Source organism: Enterobacter sp. FB (assembly GCF_000805795.1).
Taxonomy (GTDB): Bacteria; Pseudomonadota; Gammaproteobacteria; order Enterobacterales; family Enterobacteriaceae; genus Enterobacter; species Enterobacter roggenkampii.
This window is the reverse complement of the sequence record NZ_JSZC01000013.1, coordinates 2,303,557-2,325,627: the sequence shown is the minus strand read 5'-3', so window position 1 is coordinate 2,325,627 and position 22,071 is coordinate 2,303,557. Positions and strand designations below refer to the sequence as shown.

General features: G+C 56.2%; 19 protein-coding genes. 12 read left to right on the top strand and 7 right to left on the bottom strand.

Going from position 1 to position 22,071, the window contains the following annotated elements; translation table 11 throughout:
- Positions 1-103 precede the first annotated feature (103 nt).
- Positions 104-1,573 (top strand): amino acid permease, encoded by a 1,470-nt coding sequence (locus PI91_RS18110; RefSeq protein ID WP_008500931.1) that lies wholly within the window; start codon positions 104-106, stop codon positions 1,571-1,573.
- A 225-nt stretch (positions 1,574-1,798) separates the two neighbouring features.
- Complete coding sequence (gene cirA / locus PI91_RS18105; RefSeq protein WP_025913183.1) at positions 1,799-3,769, top strand: catecholate siderophore receptor CirA; 1,971 nt, start codon at positions 1,799-1,801, stop codon at positions 3,767-3,769.
- Between the two features lie 103 nt (positions 3,770-3,872).
- Here cirA and fghA read toward each other — a convergent pair whose 3' ends face one another.
- The gene (gene fghA, locus PI91_RS18100; RefSeq protein ID WP_021241508.1) at positions 3,873-4,700 is read right to left on the bottom strand and encodes an S-formylglutathione hydrolase; all 828 of its coding nucleotides are present in this window, start codon (positions 4,698-4,700) and stop codon (positions 3,873-3,875) included.
- Between the two features lie 138 nt (positions 4,701-4,838).
- Here fghA and PI91_RS18095 point away from each other — a divergent pair, with 138 nt between their 5' ends.
- The 7 genes from PI91_RS18095 (at position 4,839) to mglC (ending at position 13,033) form a co-directional block, all read left to right on the top strand.
- Complete coding sequence (locus PI91_RS18095) at positions 4,839-5,987, top strand: YbfB/YjiJ family MFS transporter (RefSeq protein ID WP_039266758.1); 1,149 nt, start codon at positions 4,839-4,841, stop codon at positions 5,985-5,987.
- A 102-nt stretch (positions 5,988-6,089) separates the two neighbouring features.
- Positions 6,090-6,758: a GTP cyclohydrolase I FolE gene (gene folE, locus PI91_RS18090; RefSeq protein WP_008500927.1), complete on the top strand. Its 669-nt coding sequence runs from the start codon at positions 6,090-6,092 to the stop codon at positions 6,756-6,758.
- Positions 6,759-6,777: 19 nt separating this feature from the next.
- Positions 6,778-7,935 (top strand): DUF418 domain-containing protein YeiB, encoded by a 1,158-nt coding sequence (gene yeiB / locus PI91_RS18085; RefSeq protein WP_039266757.1) that lies wholly within the window; start codon positions 6,778-6,780, stop codon positions 7,933-7,935.
- 155 nt (positions 7,936-8,090) lie between these two features.
- Positions 8,091-9,113 carry an HTH-type transcriptional regulator GalS gene (gene galS / locus PI91_RS18080; RefSeq protein WP_039266756.1) on the top strand — a complete coding sequence of 341 codons (1,023 nt, stop codon included), beginning with the start codon at positions 8,091-8,093 and terminating at the stop codon, positions 9,111-9,113.
- A gap of 295 nt (positions 9,114-9,408) precedes the next feature.
- A complete protein-coding gene (gene mglB, locus PI91_RS18075) occupies positions 9,409-10,407 on the top strand; it encodes a galactose/glucose ABC transporter substrate-binding protein MglB (protein WP_008500923.1) in 999 nt (332 codons plus the stop codon).
- Between the two features lie 79 nt (positions 10,408-10,486).
- Positions 10,487-12,007, top strand: coding sequence for a galactose/methyl galactoside ABC transporter ATP-binding protein MglA (gene mglA, locus PI91_RS18070; RefSeq protein ID WP_008500922.1), 1,521 nt, complete (start codon positions 10,487-10,489; stop codon positions 12,005-12,007).
- 15 nt (positions 12,008-12,022) lie between these two features.
- The gene (mglC, locus tag PI91_RS18065; RefSeq protein ID WP_008500921.1) at positions 12,023-13,033 is read left to right on the top strand and encodes a galactose/methyl galactoside ABC transporter permease MglC; all 1,011 of its coding nucleotides are present in this window, start codon (positions 12,023-12,025) and stop codon (positions 13,031-13,033) included.
- Positions 13,034-13,082: 49 nt separating this feature from the next.
- Here mglC and PI91_RS18060 read toward each other — a convergent pair whose 3' ends face one another.
- From PI91_RS18060 to PI91_RS18035, 6 genes are all read right to left on the bottom strand, one after another.
- Positions 13,083-14,465, bottom strand: a complete 1,383-nt coding sequence (locus PI91_RS18060) for a glutamine synthetase family protein (RefSeq protein WP_039266952.1) — start codon at positions 14,463-14,465, stop codon at positions 13,083-13,085.
- A gap of 124 nt (positions 14,466-14,589) precedes the next feature.
- On the bottom strand, positions 14,590-15,306 hold the full coding sequence (gene sanA, locus PI91_RS18055; RefSeq protein WP_008500918.1) for an outer membrane permeability protein SanA: 717 nt from the start codon (positions 15,304-15,306) through the stop codon (positions 14,590-14,592).
- 127 nt (positions 15,307-15,433) lie between these two features.
- Entirely contained in the window at positions 15,434-16,318 is an 885-nt protein-coding gene (cdd, locus tag PI91_RS18050; RefSeq protein WP_039266755.1) for a cytidine deaminase, read from the bottom strand.
- 129 nt (positions 16,319-16,447) lie between these two features.
- On the bottom strand, positions 16,448-17,143 hold the full coding sequence (locus tag PI91_RS18045) for a CidB/LrgB family autolysis modulator (protein ID WP_008500916.1): 696 nt from the start codon (positions 17,141-17,143) through the stop codon (positions 16,448-16,450).
- Positions 17,140-17,535 carry a CidA/LrgA family protein gene (locus PI91_RS18040; RefSeq protein ID WP_014884558.1) on the bottom strand — a complete coding sequence of 132 codons (396 nt, stop codon included), beginning with the start codon at positions 17,533-17,535 and terminating at the stop codon, positions 17,140-17,142. Before PI91_RS18040 ends, PI91_RS18045 begins: the two co-directional genes overlap by 4 nt.
- A 190-nt stretch (positions 17,536-17,725) precedes the next feature.
- Positions 17,726-18,430 carry a type 1 glutamine amidotransferase gene (locus tag PI91_RS18035; RefSeq protein ID WP_039266754.1) on the bottom strand — a complete coding sequence of 235 codons (705 nt, stop codon included), beginning with the start codon at positions 18,428-18,430 and terminating at the stop codon, positions 17,726-17,728.
- Between the two features lie 59 nt (positions 18,431-18,489).
- On the opposite strand from PI91_RS18035, the gene PI91_RS18030 reads away from it, so the two are divergent.
- The 3 genes from PI91_RS18030 (at position 18,490) to PI91_RS18020 (ending at position 21,911) form a co-directional block, all read left to right on the top strand.
- Positions 18,490-19,287, top strand: a complete 798-nt coding sequence (locus tag PI91_RS18030) for a helix-turn-helix domain-containing protein (RefSeq protein WP_039266753.1) — start codon at positions 18,490-18,492, stop codon at positions 19,285-19,287.
- A 41-nt stretch (positions 19,288-19,328) separates the two neighbouring features.
- Positions 19,329-20,261 carry a tRNA dihydrouridine(16) synthase DusC gene (gene dusC, locus PI91_RS18025; RefSeq protein WP_008500912.1) on the top strand — a complete coding sequence of 311 codons (933 nt, stop codon included), beginning with the start codon at positions 19,329-19,331 and terminating at the stop codon, positions 20,259-20,261.
- 360 nt (positions 20,262-20,621) lie between these two features.
- Positions 20,622-21,911: a carbohydrate porin gene (locus PI91_RS18020; protein ID WP_369804044.1), complete on the top strand. Its 1,290-nt coding sequence runs from the start codon at positions 20,622-20,624 to the stop codon at positions 21,909-21,911.
- Positions 21,912-22,071 lie beyond the last annotated feature (160 nt).

Below are 22,071 nucleotides of genomic sequence, written 5' to 3'. Positions count from 1 at the left end.
GGCCGCGTCATGAAGCTCTCTTATAACTGAGTATTTCTGCCGGAAGGAACGCGGATCGTCTGCTACAATCGCGCCTCATTTATTAAATGGACAGCATTTTCATATGGTTTCAGAAATTAAAACCACAGAAGCGCCCACGCTACGTCGTGAACTCAAGGCGCGTCACCTGACGATGATCGCCATTGGCGGCTCCATCGGTACAGGTCTTTTCGTTGCCTCTGGCGCAACGATTTCGGCAGCCGGCCCGGGTGGGGCACTTTTCTCTTATATCCTGATTGGCCTGATGGTGTACTTCCTGATGACCAGTCTCGGCGAACTGGCCGCGTACATGCCGGTATCCGGTTCGTTCTCGACCTACGGTCAAAAATACGTTGAAGAAGGCTTCGGCTTCGCGCTGGGCTGGAACTACTGGTACAACTGGGCGGTCACCATCGCCGTTGACCTTGTCGCCGCACAGCTGGTGATGAACTGGTGGTTCCCGGATACGCCGGGCTGGATCTGGAGCGCCCTGTTCCTGGCCGTCATCTTCCTGCTGAACTACATCTCCGTGCGCGGTTTCGGCGAAGCGGAATACTGGTTCTCTTTGATCAAAGTGGCAACCGTCATCATCTTTATCGTCGTCGGTGTGGCGATGATCGTTGGTATTTTCAAAGGCGCTGAACCTGCGGGCTGGAGTAACTGGACAATAGGCGATGCGCCGTTTGCCGGTGGACTGTCGGCAATGATTGGCGTGGCAATGATTGTCGGCTTCTCCTTCCAGGGAACCGAGCTGATTGGCATTGCTGCCGGTGAGTCAGAGAACCCGGAGAAGAATATTCCGCGCGCGGTTCGTCAGGTCTTCTGGCGTATCCTGCTGTTCTATGTGTTCGCGATCCTGATTATCAGCCTGATCATTCCGTACACCGATCCAAGCCTGCTGCGTAATGATGTCAAAGACATTAGCGTCAGCCCGTTCACGCTGGTCTTCCAGCATGCCGGCCTGCTTTCAGCCGCAGCAGTGATGAACGCCGTTATCCTGACCGCCGTACTTTCTGCCGGTAATTCCGGAATGTACGCGTCCACACGTATGCTCTACACGCTGGCATGTGACGGTAAAGCGCCGCGTATCTTCGCGAAACTGTCCCGTGGCGGCGTACCGCGCAACGCACTGTACGCCACAACGGTGATTGCCGGCCTGTGCTTCCTGACCTCTATGTTTGGCAACCAGACGGTGTACCTGTGGCTGCTTAACACCTCCGGGATGACGGGCTTTATTGCCTGGCTGGGGATTGCCATTAGCCACTATCGTTTCCGCCGTGGCTACGTCAAACAGGGTTATGACGTTAACCAGCTGCCGTATCGCTCAGGGTTCTTCCCGCTGGGTCCCATTTTCGCCTTCATTCTGTGCCTGATTATTACGCTGGGACAGAACTATGAAGCGTTCCTGGCGGACACCATTGACTGGGGCGCCGTCACGGCAACCTACATTGGTATTCCGCTGTTCCTCGTCATCTGGTTTGGCTACAAGCTGACGAAAGGAACACACTTCGTTCGCTACAGTGAAATGGAATTCCCGGAACGATTTAAACAATAATCGCACTTCCTCTCTCTTTAGCCCGCTCGTTTGAGCGGGCTTTTTTATTTCCGCCCCCTGTCACAAAGATATATTTCTTAACAATTTAATTGATAATAATTATCGTTTGCTTTATCGTTATCAAAAATAAGCGTGTCACCGACCCACCGGAGATGTGGGCGGCAAGGAAGACGCTGTGAGCAATGATGATTTGATTGAGTTGTATTTACCTCATGGAGATATGGAATGTTTAGGTTGAATCCCTTCGTCAGGGGAGGACTTTGTGCGTCCGCAATGTCCCTGGCCCTGCCTGTTATCGCAGCGGAATCCGGCGACACAATGGTTGTCACGGCTTCCGCGACCGAGCAAAACCTGAAAGACGCACCGGCAAGCATCAGCGTGATTACCCAGGAAGATTTGCAGCGCAAACCCGTTCAGAACCTGAAAGATGTGTTACGGGATGTGCCGGGCGTGCAGCTCACGAGCGAAGGGGACAACCGTAAAGGGGTAAGTATTCGCGGGCTGGACAGCAGCTACACGCTGATCCTGATCGACGGCAAGCGCGTCAATTCCCGTAACGCAGTGTTCCGCCATAATGATTTCGACCTCAACTGGGTGCCGGTTGACGCCATCGAACGAATCGAAGTCGTGCGCGGGCCGATGTCCTCGCTTTATGGCTCCGATGCGCTGGGCGGCGTAGTGAACATTATCACCAAAAAAATCGGCCAGAAATGGACGGGCACCCTGAGCGCTGATTCCACAATTCAGGAACATCGCGATCGTGGTGATACGTACGACGGCCAGTTCTATACCAGCGGTCCGCTGGTGGACGGCCTGCTAGGGCTGAAAGCCTACGGTAGCCTCGCGAAGCGTGAGAAAGACGGTCAGCAGAAGTCCTCTACCACGGCGAGCGGTGAAACTCCGCGCATTGAAGGCTTCACCAGCCGCGATGCGAATGTGGAGTTCGCCTGGACGCCGTCTGAAAATCACGACTTTACGGCGGGCTACGGTTTCGACCGTCAGGATCGTGACTCGGATTCACTCGACAAAAACCGCCTTGAACGTCAGAACTACTCTCTCAGCCACAACGGCCGCTGGGGCGTCGGCAACAGCGAGCTGAAGGTTTACGGCGAGAAGGTGGATAACAAAAACCCGGGCAACAGCAATCCGATCACCTCCGAGAGCAACGCGGTAGACGGGAAATACGTGCTGCCGCTGGGCGACATCAACCAGCTGATGACCTTCGGCGGCGAATGGCGTCACGATAAGCTGAAGGATCCGGTCAACCTGACGGGCGGCTCCAGCAGCAGTACGTCGACAAGCCAGTATGCCCTGTTCCTGGAGGACGAGTGGCGTATTTTTGAACCTCTGGCGCTGACCACCGGCATCCGTATGGACGACCATGATACCTACGGCGACCACTGGAGCCCGCGCGCCTATCTGGTCTACAACGCGACCGATACCGTCACGGTGAAAGGGGGCTGGGCGACCGCGTTTAAAGCGCCGTCACTGCTGCAGCTGAGCCCGGACTGGGTCACCGGCTCGTGCCGCGGTGCCTGTGAGATTGTCGGTAACCCGGATCTGAAGCCGGAAACCAGCGAGAGCTTCGAATTCGGCCTGTACTACAGCGGGGAAGAGGGCTGGTTAGAGGGCGTGCAGGCCAGCGTGACCACCTTCCAGAATAACGTCGATGACCGCATCAGCATCAGCCGTACGGCCAATGCGAAGCAGGCGCAGAGCTACCCTAACTACGTTGGCCTGAATGCGGACGGTGAGCCGATATTCCGCTACTACAACGTCAACAAGGCGCGCATCCGCGGGGTGGAGACCGAGCTGAAATTCCCGCTGGCGGACGACTGGAAAGTGACGCTGAACTACACCTACAACGACGGTCGTGATATCAGCAACGGCGGCAACAAGCCGTTGTCCGATCTGCCGTTCCACACGGCCAACGGGACCGTTGACTGGAAGGCGACGCAGGACTGGTCGTTCTATGTTCAGGGCAACTACACCGGTGAGAAACGCGCGCTGACCAGCAGCGACCCAACGCCGGGTGGCTATGTTATCTGGAATACCGGCGCCGCATGGCAGGCAACCAAAAGCGTGAAGCTGCGCGCGGGCGTGCAGAACCTGCTGGACAAAGATCTGAGCCGCGACGATTACAGCTACACGGAAGATGGCCGTCGCTACTTTGTCGGCGTGGATTATAAGTTCTGATGTAGCCATGTGCCGGGTGGCGGCTGCGCCTTACCCGGCCTACATAAGGGCACAGGCCCGTAGGCCCGGTAAGCGAAGCGCCACCGGGCAAAACAGGCGGTGCTTATGCAAATAAATGCTCCGCATGGAAGCGGAGATGATCCTCAATAAAGGACGCGATGAAGTAATAGCTGTGATCGTATCCCGGCTGAATGCGCAGCGTCAGCGGCCAGTCTTTCTGGCGTGCCGCTTCTGCCAGCACCGCAGGCTGCAGCTGTCCGGCGAGGAACTGGTCCGCATCACCCTGATCGATAAGGGTAGGAATGGCTTCTTCAGCTTTGCTGGCCAGCATCAGCGCGCAGCTGTCCCATGCCTGCCATTTTTCAGCATCCTCACCCAGATAGTGTGTGAAGGCTTTCTGCCCCCACGGCACCTGCGTTGGGTTCACAATTGGCGCAAATGCCGACACGCTGACGTATTTCCCCGGATTTTTCAGCGCCATGATGAGCGCCCCGTGTCCGCCCATCGAGTGGCCGCTGATCGCGCAGCGCTCGCCAACCGCAAACTGCGACTGCACCAGCGCAGGAAGTTCATCGCGAAGGTAATCATACATGCGGTAGTGGCGCGCCCAGGGCTGCTCGGTCGCATTGAGATAAAATCCGGCGCCTTTGCCCAGGTCGTATCCGGCATCGTCGGCCACATCGTCGCCACGCGGGCTGGTGTCTGGCATCACCAGCGCAATGCCCAGCTCGGCGGCAATACGCTGCGCGCCCGCTTTGGTGGTGAAGTTTTCGTCGTTACAGGTCAGGCCGGAAAGCCAGAACAAAACCGGCGGGTTTTCCGTCGGCGGCAGGAAAATGCTGAACGTCATTGCACAGTTCAGAGAGGTGGAGTCGTGCCGCCAGCGCTGCTGTCGACCTTCAAAACAACGGTGCTCTTCGAGCAGTTCCATGCAGGGCTCCTTAATGAGAATGCGTATTCATAAAACCCATAATACAGCCTTTTCATTGACCTGTGAGTAACTTTCACTTTCGCCAGGCGGCGAGATGCTGCATCATAAATTTACTTTTCTTTAACAATTGGAGCGGTCATGGCGCTGCGTATTGCGCTCAGTGGGTTTGTCGTTCTGGTGGTGGCGATGGGGATAGGGCGCTTTGCCTTTACGCCTCAGGTACCGCTGATGATTGCTGCCGGACAGCTTACGCTGACCAGCGCGGGTCTGGTGGCGGCGATGAATTATCTGGGCTATCTGGTGGGTGCGTGGGATGCGATGCGTGCGCACCGCTTCGTTGAAACGCGCCTCTGGCTGGGCATCACCGGCGCGGTGGCGCTGACGCTGCTCTCCGCGGCAGCGGATAACGCCGTCGTGCACGGCCTGCTGCGCTTCGTGATTGGCTGCATGAGCGGCTGGTCGATGGTACTCATTGCCGCCTGGACCAACGAACGGCTGGGGCAGCTGGGTAAACCGGGCCTGAGCGCTGCGGTGTTTGCCGGACCGGGGGCGGGCATTGCCCTGAGCGGGCTGCTCGCCGTCTATATTCAGGCGAAGTCCCTGTCGGCCGGGGCGGCATGGCAAATCTACGGCGTGCTGGCGCTGGTGCTGATTGCCCTGGTGGCGCGCTACCTGCCGCGATCCGGGCAGCTCCATCGACCCGGCACCGCGCCGGAGCCGCTGGTGCTGACGGCGGATTTAACGCGTCTGGTCTGGAGCTACAGCCTGGCCGGGTTTGGCTATATCCTCCCGGCGACCTTCCTGTCGCAAATGGCGGCCGTGCGTTTTCCCGGCAGCCTGTTTGCCCAGTTTGTCTGGCCGATTTTTGGTCTCGCCGCCGTGGTGGGGATTGCGCTCAGTATTCTGTTACGCCATACCTCAACGGCTAACCGCAGGCTGGCGATCGTACTGTGGTTACAGGGCGCAGGCGTGCTGGCGGCCTGGCTGCTGCCGGGGATTGGCGGGTTGCTGACGGGCGGGCTGCTGGTGGGCGGCGGCTTTTTGTGTGCCGTGCAGCTCTCTCTTTTATACGGCCGCGAGCTGGCGCCAAACCACACGCGCTATACGGCAGGCCTGCTCACCACCGGGTATGCGATTGGGCAGTTGATTGGTCCGGTCACCTCGGCGTTATCAACCTGGCTCACCCACCGGCTGGAGCCCGCGCTGGGGCTGGCGGGCATTGCGCTGTTCGTTGGAGGAGCGCTTGTCTGGAATCGTCACGCTGAAAGGCAACAGCAATCGCAATAATTATCGTCGTGAATACTGGATTATGTGCGCCGCCTCACGCACAATGAACGCATACTTTTGCCACAACGAGGGCAAAAGACGCCACACCTGCAGGAGAACAAAATGTCATCACTCAGTAAAGAAGCTGCCCTAGTCCACGAAGCCCTGGTTGCGCGCGGTCTTGAAACGCCACTGCGTCCGCCCGTACAGGACTTGGACAATGAAACCCGCAAGCGTCTGATTGCCGGTCATATGACCGACATCATGGAGCTGCTGAATCTCGATCTGAGTGACGACAGTCTGATGGAGACGCCGCACCGCATCGCGAAAATGTACGTCGACGAAATTTTCTCCGGCCTGGATTACGCCAACTTCCCGAAAATCACCGTCATTGAAAACAAGATGAAAGTGGATGAGATGGTGACGGTCCGCGATATCACGCTGACCAGCACCTGCGAACACCATTTCGTGACCATCGACGGTAAAGCGACCGTGGCGTATATCCCCAAAGATACGGTGATTGGCCTGTCGAAGATCAACCGCATCGTGCAGTTCTTCGCTCAGCGTCCGCAGGTGCAGGAGCGCCTGACCCAGCAGATCCTGACCGCGCTGCAAACGCTGCTGGGCACTAATAACGTGGCCGTCTCTATCGACGCGGTTCACTACTGCGTGAAAGCGCGCGGCGTGCGCGATGCCACCAGTGCGACCACCACAACCTCGCTGGGCGGTCTGTTTAAATCGAGCCAGAATACCCGCCAGGAGTTCCTGCGCGCCGTACGTCACCACAACTAAGTCTGACAGGGCAGGGACCATGGAGCGAAACGTCACGCTCGATTTTGTTCGCGGCGTCGCCATTCTCGGTATCCTGCTGCTTAATATCACCGCCTTCGGTTTGCCGAAGGCGGCGTATCTCAATCCCGCGTGGTATGGCGACATCACCCGCAGTGATGCCTGGACCTGGGCAATCCTCGATCTCTTTGCGCAGGTCAAATTCCTTACGCTCTTCGCCCTGCTGTTTGGCGCAGGCCTGCAGCTTCTCCTCAAACGCGGCACGCGCTGGATCCAGTCGCGCCTGACGCTGCTGGTTATCCTCGGTTTTATCCATGGCCTGTTCTTCTGGGACGGCGATATTCTTCTCGCGTATGGGTTAGTCGGGCTCATCTGCTGGCGCCTCATTCGCGATGCGCACAGCGTTAAAAACCTGTTCAACACCGGCGTGATGCTCTATGTCATGGGGCTTGGGGTACTGCTGCTGCTGGGGATGATCTCCGGGGAGACGACGAATCGTGCCTGGATCCCGGATGCCGCTAACCTGCAGTACGAACAGTTCTGGAAGCTGAAGGGCGGTACGGAAGCGATAAGCAACCGCGCGGATATGCTGGGGGATAACCTCCTCGCGCTGGGCGCGCAATACGGCTGGCAGCTGGCGGGCATGATGCTGATGGGCGCGTCACTGATGCGCACCGGCTGGCTGAAAGGGGAATTCAGCCTGCGTCACTATCGTCGCACAGGCACCGGTCTGGTGCTGCTCGGCGTGCTGATTAACCTCCCGGCGGTGATAGCGCAGTGGCATATCCACTGGGATTACCGCTGGTGCGCGTTCCTGCTCCAGGTGCCGCGTGAACTGAGCGCACCGTTCCAGACCATCGGCTACGCGGCGCTGATCTACGGCTTCTGGCCCTCGCTTTCTCGTCTGTGGATGGTCAGCGCTATCGCCTGCGTGGGACGCATGGCGTTAAGCAATTACCTCCTGCAAACGCTGATCTGCACCACGCTTTTCTATCGCTTTGGCCTGTTTATGAAATTCGACCGCCTTACGCTGCTGGCGTTTGTTATTCCGGTCTGGGCAGTAAACCTGGCGTTTTCTGTTCTCTGGCTACGCTATTTCCGCCAGGGACCGCTGGAGTGGGTATGGCGTCAGTTAACCGCACGTGCTTCAGGGATATCATTGAAAAATACATCCAGATAACGATCTGGATCACAATCATTAACAAAACGGATGTAAGCGTTTTCATGACTGTGAGCTTCTTCACGTAGTCCCCTTTCTCTCGCTGCCAAAATAGCCACCTTGCTAAACACAGGGGGTGTCTGTGAGTTGCTGCAATCCTTTGAAGGATGGTGAATATGATCACCATTCGTGACGTCGCCCGTCAGGCGGGCGTTTCTGTGGCTACCGTCTCACGCGTGCTGAACAATAGCGCGCTGGTCAGCCCTGAAACCCGAGAAACCGTAATGAAAGCCGTGACCCAGCTCGGGTACCGGCCAAATGCCAATGCCCAGGCGCTTGCGACGCAGGTCAGCGACACCATCGGCGTGGTGGTGATGGATGTCTCGGATGCCTTTTTCGGCGCACTGGTGAAAGCGGTCGATATGGTCGCCCAGCAGCATGAGAAATATGTCCTGATCGGCAATAGCTATCATGAGGCGGAAAAAGAACGTCATGCCATTGAAGTGCTGATCCGCCAGCGCTGTAACGCCTTGATTGTCCACTCAAAAGCCTTGAACGATGAAGAGCTAACCGGATTGATGGAGCAGATCCCGGGCATGGTGCTGATCAACCGCATCGTCCCCGGCTATGCCCACCGCTGCGTCGGGCTGGATAACGTCAGCGGCGCCATGATGGCCACGAAAATGCTCATTAACAACGGGCATCAGCGGATCGGTTATCTGGCCTCCAGCCACGCGATTGAAGATGACGAACTGCGGCGCGAGGGGTGGCAAAACGCCCTGAAAGAGCATGGCATTACGCCATCCGAGGGCTGGGTGGGAACCGGCACGCCGGATATGCAGGGCGGTGAAGCGGCGATGGTAGAGCTGCTGGGCCGCAATCTGCAGCTGTCTGCGGTGTTTGCCTATAACGACAGCATGGCGGCAGGCGCCCTGACGGCGCTGAAGGATAACGGCATTGCGGTGCCACAGCATTTGTCACTCATTGGTTTCGATGATATCCCGATTGCTCGTTACACCGACCCGCAGCTGACAACGGTGCGCTACCCGATTGCCTCTATGGCGAAACTGGCGACTGAGCTGGCGTTACAGGGGGCAGCAGGCATGCTGGATCCGGGGGCAACACACTGTTTCATGCCGACTTTAGTGCGCCGCCACTCCGTCGCGGCCCGGCAAATTGTGGTTCCGATCACTAACTGATTACATGTGGTGATGTAACCGTTTTCAATCTGTGAGTAAATTCACAGTATCTTAACAAGGCGCTGACTATGATGTCAGCGTTTTAGGGGCTGAAACGCTATGTAACAGTAATTATTCACTTTCACTATAGCCAATGTGCCGCAAACAACGAATAAAACGCATTTCTGGAGCGTTACCGAACACGGAAGAGAGAAATTTTATAAGTGAACCTCGGCTGTCAGTAACGTTTTATTAACATCTGCCCGCCGCTCGTTATTCACAAGAACTACCCTGCATAAAAAAAACCGGAGATACCATGAATAAGAAGGTGTTGACCCTGTCTGCTGTAATGGCAAGCATGCTTTTTGGTGCAGCAGCGCACGCTGCGGATACCCGTATTGGTGTGACCATCTATAAATACGACGACAACTTCATGTCTGTTGTGCGTAAAGCGATTGAGAAAGATGCGAAAGCAGCGCCAGACGTTCAGCTGCTGATGAACGACTCCCAGAATGACCAGTCCAAACAGAACGACCAGATCGACGTTCTGCTGGCGAAAGGCGTGAAAGCCCTGGCCATCAACCTGGTTGACCCGGCTGCAGCAGGCACGGTTATTGAAAAAGCGCGCGGCCAGAACGTGCCGATCGTCTTCTTCAACAAAGAACCTTCCCGTAAGGCGCTGGATAGCTACGACAAAGCGTATTACGTCGGTACCGACTCCAAAGAGTCCGGTATTATTCAGGGCGATCTGATCGCGAAACACTGGGCGGCGAACCCGAACTGGGACCTGAACAAAGACGGTCAGATTCAGTTCGTGCTGCTGAAAGGCGAACCTGGCCACCCGGATGCTGAAGCGCGTACCACCTACGTTATCAAAGAGCTGAACGACAAGGGCCTGAAAACCCAGCAGCTGGCGTTAGATACCGCGATGTGGGATACCGCTCAGGCGAAAGATAAGATGGACGCGTGGCTGTCCGGCCCTAACGCCAACAAAATCGAAGTGGTTATCGCCAACAACGATGCGATGGCAATGGGTGCGGTAGAAGCGCTGAAAGCACACAACAAATCCTCTATCCCGGTATTCGGCGTAGATGCGCTGCCAGAAGCGCTGGCGCTGGTTAAATCCGGTGCGATGGCCGGTACCGTGCTGAACGATGCCAACAACCAGGCGAAAGCCACCTTCGATCTGGCGAAAAACCTGGCCGATGGCAAAGGTGCGGCAGATGGCACCAACTGGAAAATTGACAACAAAATCGTTCGCGTACCTTACGTGGGCGTAGACCAGTCCAACCTGGCTGAGTTTATCGGTAAATAAAAGAGTTAACTTGTCTTCACTGGGCGCAACGAGTTGCGCCCTTTTATAACGCGATATGCGAGGCCAACAAGGTATAATTATGGTCAGCACAACAACTCAGTCATCCGGTGAATACCTGTTGGAAATGAGCGGTATCAACAAGTCATTTCCCGGCGTTAAGGCACTCGATAATGTTAATTTAAAAGTGCGTCCTCACTCTATTCATGCCTTAATGGGGGAGAACGGTGCGGGTAAATCAACATTATTAAAATGTCTTTTTGGGATCTATCAAAAAGATTCTGGCAGCATTCTTTTTCAGGGGAAAGAGATCGATTTCCATTCAGCGAAAGAAGCACTGGAAAACGGTATCTCGATGGTTCACCAGGAATTAAACCTGGTGCTGCAGCGTTCAGTCATGGATAACATGTGGTTGGGGCGTTATCCCACCAAAGGTGTCTTTGTCGATCAGGATAAAATGTATCGCGACACCAAGGCAATTTTCGACGAGCTGGATATTGATATCGATCCGCGCGCCCGCGTGGGAACATTATCCGTCTCCCAGATGCAGATGATCGAAATTGCCAAAGCGTTCTCCTATGATGCGAAAATTGTCATCATGGACGAACCGACATCCTCATTAACGGAAAAAGAGGTTAACCACCTTTTTACCATTATTCGTAAGCTCAAAGATCGCGGCTGCGGCATTGTGTACATCTCCCACAAAATGGAAGAGATCTTCCAGCTGTGCGATGAGATCACTATCCTGCGCGACGGCCAGTGGATCGCCACGCAGCCGCTGGAAGGGCTGGACATGGACAAGATCATCGCCATGATGGTCGGCCGTTCCCTGAACCAGCGCTTCCCGGATAAAGAGAACAAGCCGGGCGAAGTGATCCTGGAAGTGCGCAACCTGACCTCGTTACGTCAGCCGTCTATCCGCGATGTCTCCTTCGACCTGCACAAGGGTGAAATCCTGGGGATTGCCGGCCTGGTGGGGGCAAAGCGTACCGATATCGTGGAAACCCTGTTTGGCATTCGTGAGAAAGCCGAAGGCACCATTACGCTGCACGGTAAGAAAATCAATAACCACAACGCCAACGAAGCCATTAATAATGGTTTTGCGCTGGTGACGGAAGAGCGTCGTTCGACCGGTATTTATGCTTATCTGGATATTAACTTTAACTCGTTAATTTCTAACATTCGCAATTACAAAAACAAAGTCGGGCTGCTGGATAATTCCCGCATGAAAAGCGATACCCAGTGGGTGATTGACTCCATGCGCGTGAAAACGCCAGGCCACCGCACCCAGATTGGTTCGCTGTCAGGCGGTAACCAGCAGAAAGTGATTATTGGCCGTTGGTTATTAACGCAGCCCGAAATCCTGATGCTGGATGAGCCGACCCGCGGTATTGACGTCGGCGCGAAGTTTGAAATTTATCAGCTGATTGCCGAGCTGGCGAAAAAGAATAAAGGGATCATTATTATTTCTTCCGAAATGCCGGAACTGTTAGGGATCACGGACCGTATTCTGGTTATGAGCAATGGTCTCGTCGCCGGTATTGTTGACACCAAAACGACAACGCAAAACGAAATTTTGCGTCTTGCGTCTTTGCACCTTTAAGATCAGGGGCTCCTCATGAGTGCGTTAAATAAAAAAAGTTTTCTCACTTACCTGAAAGAAGGCGGTATTTACGTTGTTCTTTTAGTCTTGCTGGCAATCATCATTTTCCAGGACCCTACGTTCTTAAGCCTGCTGAACCTGAGTAACATTCTGACCCAGTCCTCCGTGCGTATTATTATTGCGCTGGGCGTGGCGGGTCTGATCGTGACCCAGGGGACGGACCTTTCTGCCGGTCGTCAGGTGGGTCTGGCGGCGGTTATCGCGGCAACCCTGCTGCAGTCGATGGAAAACGCCAACAAGGTCTTCCCGGAAATGGCCACCATGCCGATTTTCGTGGTGATCCTGATTGTCTGCGCCATTGGTGCGGTGATTGGTCTGATCAACGGTATTATCATCGCCTACCTGAACGTGACGCCATTCATCACCACCCTGGGCACGATGATCATCGTTTACGGTATCAACTCCCTGTACTACGACTTCGTCGGTGCTTCGCCCATCTCGGGCTTTGACAGCGGCTTCTCGACCTTTACGCAAGGGTTTATCGCGCTGGGCAGCTTCCGCCTGTCGTATATCACCTTCTATGCGCTGATTGCGGTCGCCTTTGTCTGGATCCTGTGGAACAAAACGCGCTTTGGCAAAAACATCTTCGCTATCGGCGGTAACCCGGAAGCGGCGAAAGTGTCCGGCGTAAACGTCGCCCTGAACCTGCTTATCATCTATGCACTGTCCGGCGTGTTCTACGCCTTCGGCGGGATGCTGGAAGCGGGCCGCATCGGCTCTGCAACGAACAACCTTGGCTTCATGTACGAACTGGATGCGATCGCAGCCTGCGTGGTGGGCGGCGTCTCCTTCAGCGGCGGCGTGGGTACCGTACTCGGCGTGGTGACCGGTGTGATCATCTTCACCGTCATCAACTACGGGCTGACCTACATCGGCGTGAACCCGTACTGGCAGTACATCATCAAGGGCGCCATCATTATCTTCGCGGTTGCGCTGGATTCACTGAAGTACGCCCGTAAAAAGTAATCTTTACTCGCCATACCCGGCCCGCTCACCGAGCGGGCTTTTTTATGCCCTATGCCAGATGGGACTCCTCCTGCGTCACAATCCGCTCAAACCAGTCGAGTTCAGAAAGCTTGCAGGCGACCCACTGTTCGGAAAAGGCGTCGCCCAGGCTGTCGGTGAGATACTGACAGCGGGCAAAGACCTCAATCGCCTCCTGCTGGAACAGCGGCAGTTCGGGTTGGTCGTGCTCAGGGAGATCCCCCTCGTCGATATGTTCCAGCCCGTACAGCATGCCTGTCAGGATAGTGGCTATGACCAGATACGGATTCGCATCGGCCCCGGCCAGCCGGTACTCGATACGACGGTTGCTCTCATCCGAGCAGGGAATACGCAAGGCGGCGGAGCGGGTGTTATAGCCCCAGGAGTTAAAGACGGGTTCCGTCAGGTTTTTACGCAGGCGACGAAACGCGTTGACCCCCGGCGCAAGAATGGCGACGGAGGCGGGCATCAGCGCCAGCTGGCCCGCGATGCACAAGCGCATCATGCTGCTCAGCGCGTTCACCGGCGAGGCAAAAACGTTTTCGCCACGGCTATCGTTCAGGCTGAAATGGATGTGCAAACCGCTGCCGGAAAGCTCGCTGAACGGCTTAGCCATAAAGTTGGCCTGAAGACCGTGCTTTTCAGCGACATAGCGGGTCAGGCGGCGCAGGGCCAGCACGTTATCACAAACCTCTACGACGCGCTGGCTGTGCTTCAGGTTTAATTCGTACTGTCCGGACTCGGCTTCCGCTACCACCCCTGACAGCGGTATGCGCTGAAGGTGCGCCAGCTGTTCCAGCTCGTCAAACAGCGCCGCATGCGCCGACGAGGTATCCATGTGAAAACAGCCCTGATTTTGCGGATCGCGTTCGCCCTGTCCCGTCAGGTAAAACTCGATTTCCGGGGCAATCACCGGGAAAAGGCCGTGCTGGTGGAAGCGGGCCACGACGTTCTGCAGTATCGCGCGCGGCTCAAGCGGGCAGGGGTTACCGTCGCTGTCTTTCATCGTCAGCAGGATCTGCGCGGTGTGCTCCGGATCCTGCGGACAGGGGCGCAGAGAACCGGCGACCGGGACGCACAGCCGGTCGGGTTCATCATAAAGCGGGGCGGCGATGTTTCCCTTCTGGTCCATTGAGTAGACGGAAAGCGGAAAATAACAGCCTTTTTCCAGGCTCAGCATGCTCTCCACCGAGAGGCGCTTGCCGCGCATCGTGCCGTTGATATCGTTCAGGTAAACGTCAACATGTTTCGTTTGCGGGTAACGTTCCAGATAATCGGCCACTTCCACGGCAACGTTGTGCTGCAGGGCGTCAATTTTTTCATCCAGCCAGAGGCCAGAATTAAGTGCGCCAGGGAGTGATAAGCCGGGAAAGTTAAAGTACGGGCGGAGACTTTTGAGGAAAAACGCATTCATTATCGAGTTCATAGTCATTCTTCAATGAAGCCGTAGCGGCAGTGAACTCAGCTTAAAAGAGCCGACGTAAAGGGGAGATAAAAAGCGTCAGGCCCGGCGTAAAGAAAGTATAAAGGCGGCTCTGTTATTTCTCTTTTTTCTGCATATCCAGCAGCTGCTCGGGCGTGACGGCCGGATAACCCTGCGCGTCTTCCGGCACTTCGTGCATCGCCGGAATCGGCACCAGCGGGCCTAAAAAGCGCGGTTCGCGCTTAAAGATATACAGATCGGCCAGGGCACCAAAGCGGGCGCCGAACTCGCGGACGCGCACGCTCAGCATATCTTTTGGCGACGGCACCGCGTAGCACTGCGCCTGAATGCCCATGTGCAGGGCGATAAACAGCGCGCGCTCGCAGTGGAAGCGCTGGGTGATGATGATGAAGTCGTTGGTGTCGAAGACCTTGCGCGTGCGGACTATGGAGTCCAGGGTGCGGAAGCCCGCGTAGTCGAGCACGATATCGGCAGGATCCACGCCCGCGGCAATCAGGTCCTTACGCATCGTCACCGGCTCGTTATAGCTTTGCAGGGCGTTATCGCCGCTCAGCAGCAGGTAGTTCACCTTGCCGCTGTTGTAGGCGTTCAGCGCGCCCTGAATGCGGTAACGGTAATACTGGTTGATGACGCCGGTGCGGTAATACTTGGCGGTGCCGAGCACCACCCCAACCTGACGATAGGGCAGGTCCTGCAGGTCGTCAAAGATATAGGGGGCGGTTTTCCAGCTCATCCAGCGGTCGAGGCCGAGCACGATCAACAGCAGTATGCCGACCAGGACAGACAGGCTGTAAAAAACGCGCTTCAACATGCAGATGGCTCGTACCGAAGGTGAAATTTAACTCAGGCTACTTTACCCGCCTGGTTAGCGCAAGAAACAGCGACTCAACTGAGGGGTTTTTCAACAAACTGGCGGGCATTTCTGCCCGCCGGAAGGGTTACGCCAGCAGCACGCGGTCAATCGTTGTACAGCCCAGCGCTTTAAGCGTTGCGGCAGTGGCATCCCACTGAATCAGCGGCGCATCAGCAATTTCTGCCAGAATAGCGCGCTGAATGTCAGGATAATCATAGCCGTTCAGGCTCAGCAGGTTGAGTGCGCCCTGCAGCGGCGGCAGCGTTGGGTTAAACGCGGCGTTTTCCGCATAGCTGCCGGTGAAGATTCGGCCATCGCGACACTGCAGCGCCACGCCGCTCGGGGACGTGCTGTACGGCGTGTGGCTCTTGTTGGCGGCGGTAATCGCCGCCTGGCTCAGGTCATCGCCGGACAGGGCGAAACCGTGGTCCTGCTCGTCCATCAGCAGGGTTTTGATCTCCAGATCTTTCGGGCCAAACGCGTCAGGCAGGTAATCCGCCAGCGTGTGCGGCGCGCGGCCCGGCAGGTTGATGCGCAGCTGCAGCCCGCTGTTCAACTCGTTCATAAACTGACGGCAGTGGCCGCAGGGGGTGTAGTTCACGGTAATGGCGCTCAGCGCTTTTTCACCGCGCAGCCAGGCGTGGCTGATGGCGCTCTGCTCGGCGTGAACGGTTTGCTGCATGGTTGCGCCCAGGAACTCCATATTGCCGCCGAAGTACCAGGTGCCGCTGACGCCGCGCGCAATGGCCCCGACGTTGAAGTGGGAGAGATCGGCCCGCGCGCAGGCGGCAGCCAGAGGAAGCAGTGCGAAAGCCAGCGCGTCTTCGTCCAGTCCCGTTGCCTGTTTCAGCATCGTGACCTGCTCCGGGGTCAGCAGGGCGGGGAAGTGCGCATCTGCCAGAACGGGAGTAAGGGCTGACTGCAAATTCTCTGCAAGCTGGGCGAAAGCAGCTTGAAAACGTGGGTGCATGGCGTTTGCCTCATAAAGGTTAATGGATCGGTAGTTTACGGAGCCGTCAGGGCTTTATATGTGATCCACTTCTCATTATGTATGCAACTTATGAAATCAAAATGAAATTTGCGCGACGCATCGCAAATTTTAGCCCATCACTGCCAGAATCAGCGGGAAAATGAACGGGGCCAGCAGGGAGGTAATAATCCCGCAGATCACCAGCGCCAGGGAGCTAAACGCCCCTTCCTGATAATCCAGCTCCGCGCAGCGGGCAGTGCCCAGCGCGTGCGAGGCGGTGCCCATCGAGAGCCCCCGTGCCGCTTTAGTATGAATACGCATCGCGTTCAGCAGGGTGTGGCCAAACACCGCGCCGAGAATACCGACGAAAATGACGCACATCGCGCTGATGGCCGGAATGCCGCCGAGGCTGCCCCCAACCGCCATCGCGATAGGCGTGGTCACCGATTTAGGCAGGATTGACGCCGCAATCTGTGGGGAAGCGCCCATCAGCAGCGCCACCGACGTGCCGGTGATCATCGCCACCAGGCTACCCACAAAACAGATGGTAATGATGGATTTCCAGCGGGCGCGGATCTGGTGCAGCTGCTCATATAAAGGAAACGCCAGCGCCACGACGGCGGGCTGCAGCAGGTCGTTTAAGATTTTGCTGCCGGCAAAGTAGCGTTCGTAAGGAATGCCGGTGAGCAGCAGGAACGGAATTATCACCACCATCGCCACCAGCAGGGGGTTCAGCAAGGGCATTTTGAAACGCGCGGCAAGCTTACGTGCGGCGAAAAAGACTGCAAGGGTGAGCGGCAGGGACCACCAGATATTGTCCATCATTTTTTTGTTTTCTCCCCAATCACGTTACGTTCGCCATGCACCAGATGTGAACTCCAGCTCACCACCAGGAAAACCACCAGCGTACTCACCGCGCAGGAAACAACAATCGGGCCGAACTGGGCTTTGAGCAAATCAAAATACTGCATGACCCCGACGCCGATAGGCACGAAAAGCAGCGCCATATAGCGAATGAGGACGAAGCAGCCGGGATTGACCCACTTTGCAGGCAGGATTTGCAGCGCCAGCAACACGAAGAGGATCAGCATGCCGATAATGCTGCCGGGAATGGTGATGGGCAGCAGCGACGCGATGAAAATCCCGGCATACAGGCAGGCGTAAATCAGGACGAATGCGCGCAGATATTGCCAGATAATGTTCAATGATTTGCTCATGGTGATAGTCCTTGCTGAAACGCATTCATCATACAATTAAACCTAAAAATGTGCCACGGATCACATCATGAATTTTGAGCATACCAGACATTCCGGAATGGAACGTCCGGTATCACCTTACTGGTGCAGGCTACAGTTTAGAGGAAAGGGGTTGCGCTGGCGAAGTAACGCGCCAGAGAAGGCATCAGCGTCAGGCGGTCAGCTTATCGAGAAAAGAAAACAGCACCTCGTTCATTTCGCGATAATCATGCGAACGGAGTTTTTCCGCCGTTTCGACAAAACGGAATTCACCCGCGCGGCGAAGGTCATTCTGCGAATGCTCAATCAGCAACTCTACCACCTCCGGCGTTAGCTCCATATGGCACTGGAAACCGTAAACCCGTTCGCTGTATTGCACGATCTGGCGGGGACAGCCCTCGCTGTAAGCCAGAACCTTAGCCTGCGGCGTCAACCCAGGCATGTCGTTATGCCAGTGACCGACGTTCAGCACGCTGCCAAAGTCTTCAAACAGCGGGTTCGCCTTGCCTGCATCTGTGAGCCTGACGGGAAATTTGCCGATCTCTTTTTCCGGGCTGTGGCAAAACGCGGCGCCCAGCGCTTCGCCGATAAGCTGTGAGCCCAGACAAACGCCTATCACCGTTTTACCTGCCTCTATCGCGCGGCTGATGAGTGCCTTTTCCGCCTGCGCATCAAACCAGGGGCATTCCTCACGCGTGGTGGCGGGGGATTGCGGGCCTCCCATGATGATAAGCAGGTCTGTGTGCCCCAGTTCCTCAGGTAATGAATCGCCCTGATACACTCTGGTGTAGCTCAGACTGCAGCCGCGACTTTTCCCCCAGATTTCATAGGCGCCTGGCGCCTCGAAATGTTCATGAATAATAAAATGGATGTGCATTGCGTCTCTCTCCGGTTACGTGTACAAGCAGCATCATAAGAGGAAGGAGGGAATATGAAATGCCAACCGTTATCGATAAAACGCCAATTCACGACGATGCTATCGGATGGTCAAGAGGGGCAATACGCTATACGCGCGGCGAAGTCGATCCGCCTCACCAGCATTCGCAGGGACAACTTTTGTTTGCCATCAAAGGAGTCATGCTGGTCGAAACCGGCAGCCAACGCTGGGTCATACCGCCGCAGCGCGCGCTGTGGATCCCTCCCTTTCAGGAGCATACCTACAGCGTGTTATCCGCAACGGAGCTTCGCGCGGTCTGGTTTAGCCCGGCACTGATTTCGCAATGCGAACCTTTTAAGCGGAAAGACGAGGTTCACGTAATTATGGCCACAGCGTTGTTCAAAGAGCTGATTGCCGGGCTGTTCAGCGCGGAATACCGGCCGGCAAGCCAGCGCAGCATGGCCGTTTTGCTGCTCGACATCCTCAGCGAGACGCAGCAGATTTCTGCCGAACTGCCGATGCCCGTGGATGAGCGCTTACATCGCGTGGCCTGTGACCTCATTGCCAACAATCTCTGGGATCTCTCTCTGGAAAGGCTGGCGGAACGGGCCGCGATGTCTGAACGCACATTTTCACGTGCGTTTATCAACGATACCGGCTTTAGCTTCCGGGCCTGGCGACAGCGCGCAAGGATTTGTGCCTCGCTGGATCTCCTCGCCAACGGATACCCGGTTAAGCAGGTGGCCTGGATGCTGGGGTTTTCCGGCCCAGCGGCATTTGCGGCGGCGTTTCGCACCATTGTTGGGGCAACGCCGAGTGACTTTCTGCCTGAACAGAAGCGCTTCCCAGCGATATAGAGAGCGGCTACTATAGCGCGTCTTTTTTCACAGGAACTGCTATGCGTGTTTTACTGGCCCCAATGGAAGGCGTGCTCGACTCCCTCGTGCGCGAGCTTCTGACCGAGGTGAACGACTACGATCTCTGCGTGACGGAGTTTTTGCGCGTGGTGGATATGCTGTTGCCGGTAAAATCCTTCTTCCGGCTTTGCCCCGAGCTGCACAACCAGAGCCGAACCTCTTCCGGCACGCTGGTGCGGATTCAGCTGCTCGGCCAGTACCCGGAATGGCTGGCGGAAAACGCCGCCCGCGCGGTTGAGCTGGGCTCTTACGGGGTGGATCTCAACTGCGGCTGTCCGTCTAAGCTGGTGAACGGCAGCGGCGGCGGGGCGACGTTGCTGAAAGATCCTGAGCTGATTTACCGCGGCGCGAAAGCCATGCGCGAGGCCGTGCCCGCGCATTTGCCGGTGACGGTAAAGGTGCGCCTGGGGTGGGACAGCGATGCCCGACAGTTCGAGATCGCCGATGCGGTGCAGCAGGCCGGGGCCACCGAGCTGGTGGTGCATGGCCGCACTAAAGAAGATGGCTACAAAGCCGATCGCATAAACTGGCAGGCGATCGGTGAGATCCGCAAACGCCTCTCCATTCCGGTGATCGCCAACGGCGAAATCTGGGACTACGAGAGCGCGCAGGCCTGTCTGCAGGCCACCGGCTGCGATGCGGTAATGATCGGCCGCGGCGCGCTGAATGTGCCTAACCTCAGCCGGGTGGTGAAATATAACGAACCGCGTATGCCGTGGGCAGATGTCGTCACGCTGCTGCAAAAATACAGCCGTCTGGAAAAGCAGGGCGATACCGGTTTGTATCACGTCGCGCGTATTAAGCAGTGGCTGAGTTATTTACGCAAAGAGTACGAGGAAGCGCTGGAGTTATTTCAGGAGATTCGTACTTTACAGACGTCGGCTGATATTGCGCGGGTGATACAGTCCAAATAATAAGCGTTAAATTGCTCACACTTTTTTAAAACAGAAAACAGTTCAGGTTTTCAACGTGGCGCGACGGTGTTAAGGTGCCACTGTTTTCAACGCAGGATTGTGACTGGTTAACAGGCAAAACCTAAGCGTTCCACAGCATTTTCGCTGTGGGGCGCTTAGGTTTTTTTTTGCCTGTCATTTACGCAGGAGAGATATTTGGCTTAGCGCTTTTTACTGATTTTAAAAAAAATGAAATATCGACAGGAAATAGAAAAATTTCCTGCGGCCGGTTACGCACTCAATACTCAATCACAGGTTGTTATCATGGCATATAAAAATAAACTCTATGCGTTCGCCTTATTGGCGATATCCCCGCTGTCGATGGCGCAAGACTGGAACGGTACGGTATTAGGGTTTGAAGCTCCGCCGGAGCCTGTGCTGGGCGAAATGCTCGGCATACGTAAAATCCTTAACGATAACGGTTTTACCTATAACCTCGGATACCTGAATGAAATTGGCTGGAACGGCGGTGGCGGATATAACCACGACTCCCACGTGGCCTATATTGACCAGTTCGCGCTGACCTTCAACCAGGACCTGGAGCGCTGGACCGGTATCCCGGACGCGCGTATCGAGGGGAACATCGTCAACCGCAACCACAATGACGATCTCACCACCAAACGCGTGCAGGACCCGCGCGTCAACTTCAACGATCTGACCCAGGAGAGCTGGGGCGGGCAGTCGATTACCCGTCTGGGCTGGCTGACCTTTGCCCGCAGCTTTGACGACCGGCGTCTGACCTGGCGCATCGGGATGATGAACAAGGTGCAAACCTTCGATCAAATTATCCCCTGTGATTTTCAGCTGCTGTCCCAGTGCGGCGGAAAGTCAGCCAACTCGCTGACCTGGAACAACTGGAACGTCCACACCTGGGGCACCACGCTTGCGTATAAATTAACGCCGACGCTGACCTTAAAAGGCGGCGTGATGGAGCAGAATCCGCAGGCCGCCAGCCGCAGCCATGCCTGGAGCTGGTCGACGAAGGGCAGCAAAGGGGTCTTACTGCCGGTTGAAATCGAAGCGCGTCCGCTGATTAACGGCCTGCCGGGCGCGTACAACCTGGGCGTGGTGTTTACCAACGCGCCGCAAACCGATCTCTATCGCGGCAAATCCGGCGGGGCGGGCGCGACGGACCCGGACGGATTCGATACCCACAACCGGACCTGGTTCATGTACGCCGGGCTGAACCAGCAGCTTACGCAGCATCAGGATGACCCGAATCGCGGGTTGAGCACCTCGTTCAGCATGAGCCTTGCGGATCAGCGCACTAACTACATGCATCAGGTTTATGCCGCCTCGCTGCGCTACCGCGGGCTGTTTGATGCGCGACCGGAAGACTGGATTGGCTTTGGCTTAACCTGGATTGATATGAGCAGCCAGTACGCCCGCAACCAGCGTTACCTGAACAGCCTGAGCGGCGTGAGCGACTACAACAATCCGGCCTGGCACCCGGTGCCGGGCCATTCCCTGAACGGCGAGTTTTACTACCGCTTTCGTCCGGTGTCATGGCTTGAACTGCAGCCGGGCATTCAGTACTGGCACCATCCCGGCGGGGTCAGTCGCACCCAGGATGCCTGGGTCACCGAGCTGAAAACGGTGGTGACCTTCTGATATCACGGTAGCAAGTTCGATCCGCGTCACGTTTCTGACGCGTGACGCATTGAGGCTACGAATGAAACTGTTAGAGTGCCAGAACTGGATTGTTACTGCTTAGGCAGGCAAAACCTGATTTTCTGGCATCTGCCGGAGGTCAGGTTTTTTTGTTTCTGGG